9 protein-coding genes are annotated in these 16,118 nt (G+C 36.5%); all 9 read right to left on the reverse strand.

Annotated elements, in window-relative coordinates:
* Nucleotides 1-173 precede the first annotated feature (173 nt).
* A complete protein-coding gene (locus tag BBF96_RS08040) occupies nt 174-2,222 on the reverse strand; it encodes a penicillin-binding transpeptidase domain-containing protein (RefSeq protein WP_127016659.1) in 2,049 nt (682 codons plus the stop codon).
* A 192-nt stretch (nt 2,223-2,414) separates the two neighbouring features.
* Nucleotides 2,415-3,968, reverse strand: coding sequence for a DUF445 family protein (locus BBF96_RS08045; protein WP_127016660.1), 1,554 nt, complete (start codon nt 3,966-3,968; stop codon nt 2,415-2,417).
* Nucleotides 3,969-4,094: 126 nt separating this feature from the next.
* A complete protein-coding gene (locus tag BBF96_RS08050) occupies nt 4,095-6,254 on the reverse strand; it encodes a SpoIID/LytB domain-containing protein (RefSeq protein WP_164730960.1) in 2,160 nt (719 codons plus the stop codon).
* Between the two features lie 353 nt (nt 6,255-6,607).
* Entirely contained in the window at nt 6,608-8,917 is a 2,310-nt protein-coding gene (gene recJ / locus BBF96_RS08055) for a single-stranded-DNA-specific exonuclease RecJ (RefSeq protein WP_164730961.1), read from the reverse strand.
* 13 nt (nt 8,918-8,930) lie between these two features.
* Nucleotides 8,931-9,743: a PD-(D/E)XK nuclease family protein gene (locus BBF96_RS08060; protein WP_127016663.1), complete on the reverse strand. Its 813-nt coding sequence runs from the start codon at nt 9,741-9,743 to the stop codon at nt 8,931-8,933.
* On the reverse strand, nt 9,724-11,952 hold the full coding sequence (locus BBF96_RS08065; protein WP_127016664.1) for an ATP-dependent helicase: 2,229 nt from the start codon (nt 11,950-11,952) through the stop codon (nt 9,724-9,726). The genes BBF96_RS08060 and BBF96_RS08065 overlap by 20 nt, the downstream gene beginning before the upstream one ends.
* A complete protein-coding gene (locus BBF96_RS08070) occupies nt 11,945-13,945 on the reverse strand; it encodes a UvrD-helicase domain-containing protein (RefSeq protein WP_127016665.1) in 2,001 nt (666 codons plus the stop codon). Before BBF96_RS08070 ends, BBF96_RS08065 begins: the two co-directional genes overlap by 8 nt.
* A 392-nt stretch (nt 13,946-14,337) precedes the next feature.
* Nucleotides 14,338-15,297 carry a radical SAM protein gene (locus tag BBF96_RS08075; RefSeq protein ID WP_127016666.1) on the reverse strand — a complete coding sequence of 320 codons (960 nt, stop codon included), beginning with the start codon at nt 15,295-15,297 and terminating at the stop codon, nt 14,338-14,340.
* A gap of 115 nt (nt 15,298-15,412) precedes the next feature.
* On the reverse strand, nt 15,413-15,805 hold the full coding sequence (locus BBF96_RS08080) for a C-GCAxxG-C-C family protein (RefSeq protein WP_127016667.1): 393 nt from the start codon (nt 15,803-15,805) through the stop codon (nt 15,413-15,415).
* Nucleotides 15,806-16,118: the final 313 nt, after the last annotated feature.

Consider the following 16,118-nt stretch of genomic DNA (forward strand, 5'->3'; position numbering starts at 1 on the left):
TTTCCGCCGAAATAAGGCTTTCTAATCAAAGGACCCTCCTGGCCCTTGATTAGCTCATCACCTCCTGTGATGAGGTCTTATTTCGTCGGAAATCTCGCTAAGATGATTTGGCGAAAAATTTCTATATCGCTCAAAATTAACTTTTTGCAGTATAATCACTATATATATCTTTTCTATTGGTTCAAAGATTCCTGCTTATTATCAAGATTATTCTGATAATATTCCATTAGAATTTGCCTTGCTACTTCAATTGCTTCCTGACTCCCATTATTTGCATCCTCAATTCCCACAAGGAGGAGAAATTCCGGGCCAGATGCAGGATAGTAGCAGACAAACCACCCCATAACCCGTCCTTCTGATAATTGAGCTGTTCCAGTCTTTCCCGCCAGATTCAGTCCCGGAATATAGGCCGTATGAGCTAAAGCGGTCTCATCCTGAACTGTAACTTTTAACACATCCTGAAGAAGAGTAAGATTCTCAGAAGAAGCAATAGTATCTTTCCATACTTTAGCTTTTTCTTCAATAGATAACAGAACTGGCTTACGCAGTTTACCATCTGTAGCAATGGCTGAATAAATTATGGCAAGGTGTAAGGGAGTCATTAATATCTGGCCTTGACCGTACCCGGTATCAGCCAATAAAATAGTATTGGTAATAGGTTTCCTGGATGCCAAAGTAGAATAAGCCACATCTAATGTAAAGGGAATCTTTTGACCAAATCCTACCCGTTCAGCGATCTTAAAGAGAGGTTCACTTCCCATTCTATATGCAAGTTGTGCAAAATAGATATTATCTGACCACTTCATGGCACCATAAAGGTCAACTGGCCCTGTAGGTCGCGATACCCTCTTAACACGGTAACTACCCCAGCCTGGTTCAGCCCGCCAGGTATCTTCTGAAATCTCCACTTTTTTCTCTGGGTCATATTCAGGATAAAATTCTAAAGCTGCCAGAGCTGTCAGAGGTTTAAATGTTGATCCTGGAATATATCTTCCCTGAATTGGTCGATTTACCAATGGTTTTGCTGGATCATTTAAAATTTTACTCAAATGGGTTGAAGACTTACCCAGAAGGAATTCATTAACATCATAACCAGGAAAACTCCCCAGTGCCAGAATCTCACCTGTCTCCGGCACCATTGCAATCACTACACCACTCCGTTCTCCCATAGCTAATTCGCTAATTTTCTGCAACCTTTGATCTATAGTTAAAATAAGATCATTCCCCTTCTGACTCCGGGTAAATTTAACCATTGCCTGTTCTTTGCCTTCCTTATCTAAAATTCTGATCATATATCCCGGTTTACCAGCAAGAAATTTTTCAAATTTTTTCTCTAAACCAGTACGACCAACCTTATCCCCCAATTCATACCCTTCTGTCGCCCAGTCCTGAAGTTCTTTTTGGTTAATCTCCCCCAAATAGCCCACTGTAGGAGCTAAACTTTTTGGTCCAAAGTAAACCCTTCCTTCATAGCTGGAAGCTAAAACTCCAGGAATGGCCAGAAATTTATCTTTTTTTGTTAACCACTCATCTTTTGTGATTGAACGGAGGGGAACAAAGAGGTCTGGCCTGACCCATTTTTGCTGTAAAGCCTGTTCAATTCGTTCAGGAGTCATATCCAACAGTTTTGCCAGGCTGTTTATAGCCTCATCCCAATTTTCCATTTTACCTGGAACCAATCCAATCCGGTAGATAATTCCCGGGCCAACCAATTTCTCTCCATTTCTGTCATAGATATTACCCCGCTCTGCAGGAAGACGGGTAACTGCCAGACTGTAACTCAAATCTGAAAGTTGGGGCAAAATATTGGTTGACTTCCAATCAATTCGCCATTCCTTTTCTTCATACACCAAATGAAGGATTTGATCCATATTAATCTCGCCCACAGTCCAGGTTAACATCTTCCCCTTAACAGGTATCTCTACCCGATTATCTTTAATCTCCCATTTCTGGCCATCAGCAGGTCTAACCATCTCAAGTTTCAGTTCAATCTTTCCAAGCTGCTCATAAGTCTCCCTATACCGATTGACAAAAAAGTCTTTTTTAACCCTGGCTTTTGCCTCACTGCTCAACATTTGATAAATTTCTTCATATTGTCCATTTTCCAACCCGCGCAAAAAAACCTGAGCTGTTTCATCAGGATCTGGTCTAAAAAATACACAGCCACTTATTAACAATATAATTAAGATCATCAATAAACCAATACTGATTTTCTTTCTCACTTTAAATCACCTCAGGTTTTTTATAAATGATAAAACTGCAAAAAGCTAATTTTGTGCGACATAGAAATTTTTCGTTAAACCATCTTATTTCGAATGAAATCGAACTTTAGATGGTTCGAAAAGTTTCTCTTGAAGCGAAAAATTAGCTTTTTGCAGTTTAATCATAAATACTTTTATCCTCCTGCCATCATATTAACCAAACAAAAGGTTTATTAACGGTGTAACAAAACCCATCAGCAATCCAAGATAAAAACCAAATAGGGTAATGGCACGCAATTCAACACTCATTACCTGTAAAACTAAAGCTTCCATCTCTTCTAACTCAAATGATAAAACTTTCTCCTCTACTAATTTATCAAAATTTATAGCATTGATAATCTTACCCAAATAATTACGATTTACAAAATTCAACAGGTCCAATACCCCGTTCTCTACTTTCTTAATGGTGGTCAGTTTCAGATTAGCAAAAAAAGATTTAACCTGCTGCTGACGAAGAGCTCTCAATTGATCTTTGATTAATTTGCTAATCACTTTCTCAACAAAATCAGCATTAAGAAAATCTATCAATAACTGCCTGATAAATCGTCCAGTCTTTTTAGATTCTAAAACTTCATTTGAGTTAAAAGAAACTTCCTGAACTACAGCAGCTTGACATATTGATTCTTCTAACTTTTTCGTAGTTAAAATTAAATTCTCTAAATTATCAAGACAATTATCTATAAATTCCCTGGAAGTCATTTTATTAAAGAGAAATTCACTAATGCTTAAAACTACCTTTTCATCAATCCGATTGGCCAACTCTGAAACCCTGGTATCCAGTATGGTATCTATAACATCATTTATCTTTTTCAACAATTCATATTGATTTAATGGGTCATTGATAAAATCAGCTATCTGATTTATAAGCTGTTCTGCAATCTTATCCCGATCAGCAAAAAATTTACCCAATAGACCCATCAATAAACTTTGATCAAAAAACTGATCTATTCTCTTCTTAATCTGGCTTTTGGTCTCAGCAGAAGTTAGATAGGCCATGATCTGTTCTGTAAATTTTGGTCCCTGATCTAATAAAAAGGCCTTAATTCCATTGACTATATTTTTAGGAATCAAATTTTTAAGCTGTTTTTCACTATTCTGCCAATCTATAATTCGGGTGTGTAAAAAAAGATTAATCCTTTCTAAAACAATCGGACTTTTTAGACCTGTCAACAGATACTCACGAATATCATATTTTAACTTTTGATAGTAATCAGAACTGAGAAACTCTTCTTTATCCTGAAAAATCCTTTCGGTCAAATATCTCTCAAGAACTTCAATAGTTTTTTCAGAACGAATGATCTCTAAAATTAGAGTAACAATATAATCACTTAATTCTTTAAACATCTCCTCTCGTACTTTAAAATCTGGAATAACAAATTCTAAAAGTTCATCAACAGTCCGCTCCTCTTTTTGCAAGTGACGAGCCCCGTCTTGTACCAGTTTTCTGATTCGTTCCCGGGTCTCAGGAGTTTCTAAAATATTTTGAAAAGCATCTTCTGTCAATAAATGTTCCCCTACAGTCTTCCCAATACTTCTGGCTAAATCCTTATGCCGTTTAGGTATTACTCCCTGCAAACTGGAAATTTCTTTACCAAAAATTCGAACAGGTTTAATTGGACGAAAAAGCATCTTAATGGCAATCCAGTTGGTAATATATCCAATCCCCGCCCCTACCAGAGGACTTACTATAAAAATTGAAGCTTTCACTTTAACCTCAACCCCTTTTATATATTCCTGATCAAATACTATAAGGCTAGCAACAGTTTAGGTCTTCATACACAGATTTTAACTATGCTTAAAAAAAGACACCCATTCAGGGTATTATAACCTAAGCTAATAAATCTTTTTTAACACAATATCAGTATAGTAATGCTTTAAAATCTCTTCATAAGTATAACCCCTGTCGACCATACCTTTTATTCCCCACTGGCTCATACCCACCCCGTGGCCATTACCGCCTCCATAAAATATGATTTTCTCAATATCATTTTGCCCATTGCGAATAATCTCAAAAGCAAAAAAAGCACTGGGGAGAATAGAATAATTCTTTATTTTACTTCCATCATGACAGTATAAAATTACATCCTTAGATGAACCGGTCATATCTTTTCTGGGGCGAATGAGAAAGCGAATATTATATTCCTTCATTACCCGGTAAGTTCCATTGGTTCCGACTATATCTAAAACCATAACATTACCGCCTTCACCTCTCTGGATAACCCTTATATCTTTCAATTTTCCAATTGAGAATTGCAAATCAGATGGATTTACGGGCTTTCCGGTAATTGTTTTTATAAAATCAGTTCCAAGGAGTTGATCTGCTCTTTCCCGCAGAGGAAGATTCTTATTTATGGTATTTTCCAGCTCTTTGCGGGTCAGCTCCAGTTTCCAGCGATAATAAGGAGAAGCAAAATCAAAACTCTTTAAAGACTGATCCTTAAAGAAAGAAAGAGCATTTTTTTCATTAGTCAAATCAGCTACAGAAACATCAATAATCTGTGACTTGGCCCGTAAATATGGAATCGGTTCACCAGGAAAAGATCCGGTTCGCGAATTATGCCATACTTCTTCATTGTTAGCAGTATAACCAGCCGAAGTAGAAAAGTAAACTGCATCGATTACATGTCCATTATGCATAGCTACAATACCCCGGGTTTCATCAACCGCTTCATTAACTATCTGATTTTCCTGAAAATTATTATACAACTGAGAAGCAGTACTATCATCTAAGTTAGCCGATTTATCATTGAACTTACCCCTACTCACCTGGGCAATGGCATAGGAACGGGCTGCTATAGCCTGTACTTTAAAGGCCTCTTTGCCCCATCTTGAAGGAATCTGGCCCGGTACCACCTTCTTTAAATAGTCCTCAAGGGGCAATTCATTGATTAAATAAAGATAACCCGCTTTATTTGAAGGAATAATCTCCAGTGTACCTGCGTAAAGTACCACATTGGTATGACGTGGTGTACTTAACAATGGATCAAAATGAATGTTATGTTTAAAGTAAGATTTGAGATATACCCGACCTTTTACAATCTCACTGAAATTGCCAGTAACAATTTTAATTCCGCCATTCTGATTAGTAAAAGTAATTGTCTCTCCGGTTTCTGCGACTAAAATAATTCTCTCCTGTCCCTTTTTACGGGTAATAATCTTAAAAGGCTGATTAGCTTTAATCCTTATCTCTTTAAAATCATAAGATTTGCTACTTCCCAGATTATTCAATTCGTGACTTAAAAGAACCCGGATTTTTTCGGGGAAAAGTTTTTCCGGTAAGATAACAGTCTGAACCTGACCTTTTTCATTAAAAAGGAATTTAAGACCGGAAAGTCCAACAGCCATATTGGAAAAACTGGCAGGTTTGATTTGGTTATTTTTCCGGTGAAATACCTGAAGATCTGGGGCCAGCGGTATAGCTCCTTCATCTTCTAAAATAACCTCATTGGCCTTAACCTGCAAGACCCGGGAAGTGACCATCTCATTACTTCCTACAAGATATCTCTCTTCTAAAAGAGTCTTATTCTGCCCTACCCGGTTAGTATAAAGTAATCTGTAAAAAATATATGCCATCTCATAACCGGTAATCTGAGCTGAATCGGATTTTTTCAACTCTTCAGTTATCTCTTTAACTTTCGCATAACTTGACTCTTTGTCATAACCTAGAAACATTCCCGCAATTGTTAGAGCATCATAATATGTAATGGGTTCATCGGGAAATGTTAGTTTTTCAGTAAGATTAACTAAAGAAATCTTACTTCGACCGTTAAATAACTTCTCAATCAATTGAAGGTAATCTTTATATGTAACCGGTTTTGCCGGATTCCAACTCTTCGCTGGTAAAACTTTAAGAAGGACCAAGGATTCTACTTCATCTTTAAAAGGATGAAGATTTGGCTTTCTGGCATCTGCCATACCTATTGCTGTAAAAATAAATATGAGACATATGAAAATTATAATAAGTTTTGTCCAATTATTTGATTGCCTGGACATCATAGACCATCCCTTTCTGTATTTTGCTAATTATTAGATACGAAATTACCTTTAAAAATCCTGCACTAATACATGATTAAGCTGCAAAAAGCTAATTTTGAGCGACATAGAAATTTTTCGCCAAATCTTCGCGAGATTTCCGACGAAATAAGGCCTCATCACAGGAGGTGATGAGCTAATCAAGGGCCAGGAGGGCCCTTTGATTAGGAAGCCTTATTTCGTCGGAAATCAAGCTTTAGATGATTCGAAAAATTTCTCAAGAAGCGAAAAATTAGCTTTTTGCAGTATATCTTTTATAATTTAATTTTAACTCATTACCTCCTGTAACCAAAAGCAATTGGCAAGTTCTTCTCCTAACATTCATTTAAAATTAAATTTTTAATCTTTTCTGGAGTAGATTTTAGCATATAGTTCCGGAATGCCCTACTCTCCTTTAATAGTGCTTTTAACTTATTTTCCTTTATAGTACTCCCTTTTTTATTCTGACCTTTTCCCTTTTTAATAAAGAGATTATCAGGATTACTAAATTCAAGCTCAATAAAACCTCTATCCTCTAAATATTTCAATCCAACCAATACGGTATTTTCCATTTCACCAGTTAAAGCAGAGATCTGATAAATATTAACTTTACCATTTTTATTTTTGATCACATGTTTTATAATACCCGATAATCTGGTAAGAAAAGAATTCCCTGACTGAATTTCGAAATCAGAATAGGCCAATACAACTATTTTAGGTCTTATTAAATATATAAGTTCCTTTAAAACCCTTATGCCGGGTGGAGATGAAAGTAGCACCAGATAATCAGCTTTAACTGACTGATAGCGGTTGATGAGATTCTCAAATTTAAGTTTTTCAGTCCCTTCATAATAATAGACGGCATTTTTAAAATCAGGAAGAACCTTACCCAATCTATACCAATTACGCCAATCTTCTATTTCAAAAGTCAGCTTTTCCGGTTTTTCCGGTAAGCCGGCCTTAGTAATCTGTTTTCTATTGATGGTGTGATTAACAATCAGCTGAATCTCTTCTCTTCCCTGCCAGCGGTTAATTCCAATAGAGTAAACCAGATCGATCTTTCGGGCAACACCTGCCTCTCCTCCCCACCACCAGATAGCTGAGTACTGGGTATTCTCATGTTTAACAATAAGACGGAGGTGTTTTTCGTCACTGGTTGGTCTGTGATACACTACCTCTGCATCATTACAGAGAAATATTGGCACAGGATTTTCTTCACCAAAGGGAGCCAATTTCCTTAAATCGTAATAGGTCTTTGTACTTATTTTACTTAAAGGTAATCGACCATCAACTTCAATCTCTCTTATGCCTCCTGACTTTTCAAGTTCCCTGGCCAGCACTTTTTCCATAGCTTTTTCAAATCCGGTCAATTTATCCCTGGTCAATGAAAAACCTGCCGCCCCCGCATGGCCGCCAAATTTATCTAAAAACTGTTCACATGTCTTTAATGCTTCATAAATGTGAATGCCTGGAATGGACCTGGCTGAACCAGTGATGGTTTTGCCATCTTCTTTTAAGCACATCAACAAAACCGGTACATGATACTTCTCACAAAGCCTGCCAGCAGTTATACCTATAATCCCCTGATGCCAGTGGGGTTGGTATAAAATGATAGGTTGAGAATGAAAATCTTTACCCAATAATGCCAGGGCTTCTTCAAGCATTTTATCACACAACTCTTTTCTTCGGTCATTTATCTGATCTAATTCTCTAGCTAATGTCCTTGCTTTATTTCTCGTAGTTGCCAGGAGTAATTCAACCCCTATTCTGGCAGAAGATATTCTTCCAGCAGCATTAATTCTGGGCACTATCTGATAAGCAATCTCCTCTTCGGATATTTCCGAACTATTTAACCCGCAGATATTAAATAATTCTAAAAGACCCGGCCGATTCGTTTTTGCTAAAGCAGGAATACCCCTTTGTAATAAATAACGGTTTTCGCCTTTTAAAGGCACAACATCTGCAATGGTGGATAAAGCTACCAGATCGAGAAATTCTCTCGCATAAGCAGTTTTATTTAACCTGGTTAAAACTCCCTTAGCCAGAAAATAGGCCATGCTGGCCCCAGAAATATTATGTGCCTTATGATCCTCAGGCAAAAGTTTCGGTGAGAGAATGACATCAGCAGCTGGTAGTTCTTCAGGCAAATGATGATGGTCTGTAACAATAACTGTCATACCCAATTTTTTAGCTAAAGCCACTTCATTATGATTTGAAATACCACAGTCACAGGTCAAAATCAAATCAACATCTCCTGCCATATTTTTAATAATCCGTTCATTCATCCCATATCCCTCTGTAAACCTGTTAGGGATATGGTAACTGACATTAGCATCCAACTTCTTTAAAAGAGTAACCAGTATTGCCGTTGCAGTAACACCATCTACATCATAATCGCCGTAAACACAGATCTTTTTCTTCTTTTTCACTGCATTTAAAATTAGCTCAACTGCTTTATCCATATCCGGAAAATCAAATGGATTGGTCGGATTATATTGATCGGGGTTTAGAAATTCCCTCACTTTTTTTGGAGAATTAATACCCCGCTTTAACAGAATTTGAGCCAGAAGTTGATTTCCATTTAGCTCATCCAACATCCATTTAGGTACTTCCAGATTGTCATGATAAAGAACTTTAACTTCCATAAACATCTTGCTCCTAACTAAATTGGATTTCCTCAATGCTTTCCCAATCAAGATCAAAATCCATATCCTCTTCTTCTATTTCCACATGAATGGCCCTCTTACCATGGCAGATAGGGCGGTATTCACAATATATGCATCTTTTCTGATCTCCAGTAGCTATAAACTGGTCATAATCAAGGCTTTTTATTTCACTGATCAGCTTTATCAAAAAAAGCTCATCTTTGACAAACTGTTTTTGACTATAACCAATGGGTTCCACATAATTGGGATATCTGGGGTTCCAATAAATCACGCTAATATCTTCAGGTCTGAAGATTCCGGTAGGAGAATAAACTCTTCCTGCTTTAGCCAATACATATCTATAGGTGATAGTCTGAAGATGATTACGATAATAGTTGGTTAAAGGACGGGAATTATTGGTCTTCCAATCATAAATGACTACTCTCCCATCAGAGGTGATATATAAAAGGTCATATTTGGCAACTAACTTAATTCCATTATCATTCATCCGGATCTCATGTTCGGGGAGAAACTTACCATTGTCATGATATGGTCTAAATTTTTTAAGTTCCTCAAACCAGAAAGCTAACTGCTGAGATAGTAATTCTTTCGACTGAGGAACCTCTCCTAAAAAATAATATCTTTGAGCCAGAAGGTGAAATAACCTTCCCTGTTCTATAACCTCCTTCTGGTTTTTATCCCCTCCCCAATCAGCAGGCCAGAAAAGGCCATCTAAATAGCGCCTGCGAAATTTTAAAGGGCAGGTCTGATATGAAATTAAAGCAGATTGACTGAAATATAAGTCATCAAGATTTTTTGCCAGCATATTTTTCCCGCTCCTCAATGATGAATTTATTTAAAGCTATTAATGGTCTTGCTATACCAACCTTCTTTTCAAAACCATTGCCATAAATAATTTTCTTATGACAGGTCATAAGTAGGTTTTTCTTAGCCCTGGTAATAGCAACATATAAAAGCCGCAAACGTTCACTGATCTCATCAATTTTAGCCGCTTTAAGAGGATCAGTTTTTCCTTCTTTACCGAGTAAGTATTTCAGCTCTGCTTTAGCAATAGCTGTTGGATTACATTTATCTTCATCTAAATACCAGTATTCACTGCGAAAATTATCTTCGATAGTCGATGGAAATTCCGCAGCCGTCAAAGATGTTAAATATACAGTATCCCACTCTAAACCTTTCGATTTATGAGCTGTAATTAAGGTTATAACTCCGGGAGTCGGTTCAAATCCCTTTTGTTCATAGATGACTCTTGCAAACCTACGGAAAGAAGGTTCTAACCTGGGTAATTCATTGGCTATATCCAGTAGTTTCCATGAAGGGTTAAGATTCAGTTCAGCTTTAATCTGAAGAGCAATATTTTGAGCAATGGCAAGGGGTTCCCCCTTAAGCTCCATCTCCTCAGCTAAAAACAAAACCAGTTCATCAGGTGGAAGATTTACACTGGCATCCAGCCAGAACTTAAGCTTTTTAAGGGCCTGATTAAATGCCGCAAACAAATCGGGATCAAATATTTCATCAGGATAATTCAACCAGGGCAGTTCCCCTCCAATAGGATAAATCAGCTCTTCAAGGGAATATCTATTAAAAAGCTGTTCGATAGAATCTAAAACTTCTTTAGGAAACTGATTTAAAAACACATTGTTGAGCAATTTGATTAATTTTTCCTTTTTATGAGGTTCAGCCAGATACTGAATTGCTGTCCGCAAATCTAAAATGGTCTTTGCCTGTTCATTATTAATTTTGCCCACTTCTTCAAAATCTGCCTCTGCTACTTTAAGTAATTCTGCTGCTTCGGCCTTAAGATAGCGGTTTGGCACAATGATGGCAATGGTATTTTCAGGATTTTCTTTTGCATGTCTGATTGCCAATTTTACAACCTCTTCTAACTCCTGTTTAGATGTCTCATACCTTTTAACAGCGATTGTGTAATTGTCAGTTGTCGGGTTGGGAAAGGGATCATCTTCTGTAACTGGATGGATAAGCTGGTCCTCCAGAGCATCTCGACATTCAGGTTGGGGATGATTACTTTTTGACCATTTTACCAGATAATTGGCCAGGTTAATTATATCAATCGTGCTTCTACTTGAATAAAGAATGGATTGTTTTTTGACATTTTCTTTACTACAAAAGTTTCTAAAAATCTCAGGCTCAGCAGATGTAAAGGTCCCCATAATTGCCTGGTTGGAGTCACCTACCCTAACCAGGTTACCATCGGGACCAGCCAGCAAATGGAGAATCTCTTCCTGAAGAGGATTTGAATCCTGGGCTTCATCCTCAAAGATATATGTCCAGCGTTTTCTTAATCTTTCACAAAGCTGTTCATCTTTTTTTAGCAACCGTAAAGCCTGAACGATCAAATCATCAAAATCAAGCCAACCATTCTGGTACATTAATCTGGAATATTCCTCAAATATCTCAATGGCCCAGAAAAGATATGAATCTTCATTTAATCTGGGTTTTAATTTTTCAACATCTTCCCTGGTAAGCCCGTGAGACTTAATATAACTTATCATCTCTTTTATATATTTGAGTAAGTGATTTTCTGTCCACTGTTCCATTGCATTTTGATACCATTTTGTTTCTTCATCCACCTTAATGGGACTTTTCCATTTAGCTTCATTATCCTGCATCCACTGATAAGTTAAACCTGAAATTAGATTCCATTGCTGTGCTTCATCGATAATTTGAAATTCATTATTAATCAATAAAAACTCAGGTTTTTCTTTTAAAATACTCATGGCAAGGGAATGGAGTGTTTTTACATCATAACCTCTATTACGCGGTAAGCCCCGTTCTTCTAAAAAATTTCCGATCCGGGAACGGAAGTTGGAGACGGCTGAGTTCATAACGGTAACGATCAAAATTTTCCCCGGCCGGATACATCCTTCTTCGATTAAGTTAGCTGCCAGATAGGCCAGAACAGTTGTTTTACCAGCACCGGGAACAGCAGGAACGGCCATGAAACCTTTTCTATATTCAGCTACTTCTTTTTGTCCTGGGCGTAACTTAATCATTTTGCATCACCTCTGGATAATCACTTTGTAGCCACTCTAAAAGCTCTCCTTCCTGTTCCCAGCCATGACTGTTTAAATAACTATTGGCAAGATACAAACCATCAGTACATTTGCTCAATAAACTCTGCACGTAGTTTATCAACTGTTCTTTCCGTAATGTTTGATCTACTTCATCAGTCCACTCATCTTCCTCTTCCCAATCACGAGAAAGAATATATGGATTTGTCAATTCCTTAGTAGTGCTTCTAAACCAGTTTTCACTGGCAACATCCAGCCAGAATAAATATTGAACATTATCAATGTAAGGAGAAAATAGAAAGGTATATGGTGTAGCCAATATGATCTGTTCATCACTGGCTGGTGGTTTGAATAATACCTCTGCTGCCAATGTTCCTTTTAAAACCATCTCGATAAAGCTCTGACTCAACTGTTTTTCATCCATATTAGAGAATCTTTTCATTACTCTTTTAAATTTTGTCATGGAATTGATAATTTGTCTACAAGCAAGGATATCCTTCTCATCCGGTGATAACGGAGCCAGAAGTTCACCAAAGACGATCTGAAAGAAATGCTCCATCTCTAATTCTTCTGTCTGTTTTTCTTTAACCCATTCTCTGAAAAGCTCGTATTTATCAGAGTTATCAAAACCAAGCCGCGGCCTTAAACCTATTTCATCAAGGTCAGGCAGATCCATCTGATTTTTAAAAATCTCCTCTGCCAGTAATGCACTGCGGATGGGATCAAGTTTTAAAATAAGGGTTAAAGTTTGTACAAGGGAAGTAAAATTCAGTTTGATTTTCCAGTCAGGATTGACCAAAAAGGTCAGAGTTATCAATGCCTGGGCAAATGGTTCGTCAAGGAGCCGCTTTGTTCTTGTGAGGTTGGCAAGTGAGTAACCTCTTTCCTCAAAGTACCTGCTTAAGGTAAATTCCAATACCTTATCGACAAGGGGTGCAATAAGAGCAATTTTTGCAGGCTGTACTCCCTTTTCTATGAGGTCTAATACTTTCTTTCCTACTTCAAAGAGCATATCTCCTCTTAAATCTGTATGAATCTCACCTTTAATGAAATTGTTCTGCGGCATTGGCTTTCCGTGAAAAACTTTTTCAACGATGGATTTAGCCAGCTCTCTGGATTCTTTTGAAGCGGTGTATGATTCCTTCAGATGAACCTTTTCACACATGGGAAAAAATGTTTTTTCAGCCAGTTTAGGATTGCTACCAAAAAATCCTGTATACCCCCCCTCGGGATTAAAGCTTAAGTAACTTTCTTCTGCTTTTTGCATAATTTTTAAGATCAAATCCTGGGCTCGTGGAATCGTCTTTTCTAAGTTATCTACAATCAAGTATCTGAAACGGGAAGTCAAGTCTTTACTGTAGTTATCATCCGATAACAAATACTGATTGTATAAATCGATAATAAGAGAATAATCAAGACAGCGTGATATAAGACATTGTTTCCTGAATCTTTTCATCACCCTAACTGCCTGCTGATAAACAGCAGCTTTCTCAACATCTCCAGCAGCCCAACGTAAGAGTCTATTTTGAACTTCCTTAAAAGATAAACCATTCATGGCAGCATGGTTTAGGTTATCAATCAGCTGGACAGCAATTTGCTGGGATGTTGCATTTATGGAGGCAAAAGCACCTTCTTGAATGCGAACCTCATCTACCATTTGACTCATCAAGTAATGGGATGTTTCGACTGTCATAAATGTGGGTTCTAATGTTTTTATGTCATCATCCAGCTTTTCTTCGATTAAAGTCCAGTATTTTGTTATCTCTTTTTGAATAAAGCCAAAATAAGTAAAGACATTAAGCGGACCCATTGATTTTAAGTTAACTTTCAAACGCCAGTCAGAAACACTGGGGGCGTTTTTCAAAAGTACCAGACAGTGTTCAGTCTGACCAGTCTTTTCACATATCTCTTTATACTTTTCAAGTAATCTGGTTGTCTTGCCCGAACCTGTAGGGCCAATATATAAAATTTCCATAGATTAACACCTACTTGAAAATTTTTTCTGATGACTTCTCAGTTAAATTTAGTTCTACTTTTAATTAAGTTCTCCCTTTTTTTATTCCTAAAAAATATAGGATTTTACTGCAAAAAAGCTAATTTTTCGTTTTATAAAGAAAATTTTCGAACCATCTAAGATTCGATATTAGTCGAAATAAGGCCTCATCATATCCTGTGATGAGGCCTTATTTCGACTGAAATCTTACTAAAATGGTTAAACGAAAAATTTCTATGATGCTCAAAATTAGCTTTTTGCAGTTTAATCATCATAATATACTAATAAAAATTGCTACTTTAATAGGGTTAAAATCTTCCATCAAATAGTGTATATAAACTATCATGCATACTAAAAACCTTCCCTAAATTAAGTTAACCTTTAAACTGAAAACACCTCTTACACAAATCATTTTTATATATAGGATTCACAGAAAAGTCATTCCAGAATTCCTTCAGATTTTGACTATTAAATGGGTTTTGTCCGGGATTAAATTTATACTCAGGCGGTAAATAAAAACATGGTTTCAAAAACTCTTTTTCTGTGATTACTACTGAATTATAGGGGACTCCACACACTCTAGGCATTAACAAATTCTCTTCATAAAAACTTTTAAAATAAGTTATATAATCATATAATAATTGTTTACTCTGGATAAGTTTAGGTATAGCTAACTGGGCATCTAATTTAAACATTTGCTCAATCTCTTCTTTAAAAACAAAAATATCATCTTTGGTCAATAACAGTTCTTCCTTTACTTTATCCTTTAACTCCTCTTCTCTTCCAAAACATCCCCCTCTAATTTCCGGGACGACAAAATAAATTCCATTAGCTCTTAAAGTAGATACTTTATACAATATTTTAGACAGACGATCATGATTTTTCTTTTGTATCATACAGGAAAGCCAAACCTGAATTCTATCATCATAATCCTTTACCATATCAATAAATCTTAATATTTTTGGATAAAAATCTACTCCCCGGATAGATTTATATAATCTAGCGGTATCACCATCAAAAGAAATACTATAGGAATCAATATAATCTTTTACCTGATTAAATAATGAATTTATCCTATTACCATTGGTACAAAGAATAGTTATAAAGCCATACTCATTAGCCAATCTAGCTATCTCAATAAAATCCGGGTGCAGGGTAGGTTCCCCACCGGTTAGAAAAATAGTATTACCACCCTGATTAGCAAAATGATAATAAATCTCTTCGATAACTGATAAATCCAGATAATATTTAGTTTTTTGCTGCCAATATGAACAGGCTCTACACCGACTATCACATCTGTTAGTCAAAATCAAAAAGCATGTACTTATCGTCATCTGCCACTACCCCCCCTTCCCTTTTTGTTAGTTTAATCATCATAATATTATCCTTATGTCAATTTAATCCTGTCTTTATTTAAAATTTTAAAAAAACCTACCCCTTGGGGCAGGTTTATTCCATCAAATCCTCAGCATATTCAAGCAATTTTTCTACCAATTCAGCACAAAACGGCAAAAAATCATCTTCAGGTCTGATTTCATGACAGTGAGTTGATTTATATAGCTTTTCTGCATAGTCCATCAGTTGTTTTACTTTCTCATGTAAAATTTCGTTTATTTCATCTCCCATCTGCCTTCCATATCTACGACCTAAACTCATAACAATACCTGAAATAGCACCGCAGATCTCACCTGTGGCAAACCCGCCGCCAAAACCACCGGCTAGCTTAAGACCAAAATTCAACTCCTCCTGTGATAGATCCTCATTTAATGCAATCCAGGTAGCTTCAGAGCAACTATAACCAGATTCAAATAGCTCTCGACCACGTTTGGAAATCTTAGACATTAGTATAACCTCCTATTCTAATCAATATTATGATTAAACTGCAAAAAGCTAATTTTGAGTGACATAGAAATTTTTCGTTTAACCATCTTAGTGAGATTTCAGTCGAAATAAGGTCTCATCTGAGGATTGATGAGCTAATCAAGGGCCAGGAGGGCCTATTGATTAGTGTACCTTATTTCGACTGAAATTGAACTTTAGATGGTTCGAAAAATTTCTTTATAAAGCGAAAAATTAGCTTTTTGCAGTAAGATCATATTATTAATTCTAAATTCAAGTATACAACATTTTTCAAAACTTGCCTTTGGTTTTTATA

It is taken from the genome of Anoxybacter fermentans (assembly GCF_003991135.1).
Taxonomy (GTDB): domain Bacteria; phylum Bacillota; class Halanaerobiia; order DY22613; family DY22613; genus Anoxybacter; species Anoxybacter fermentans.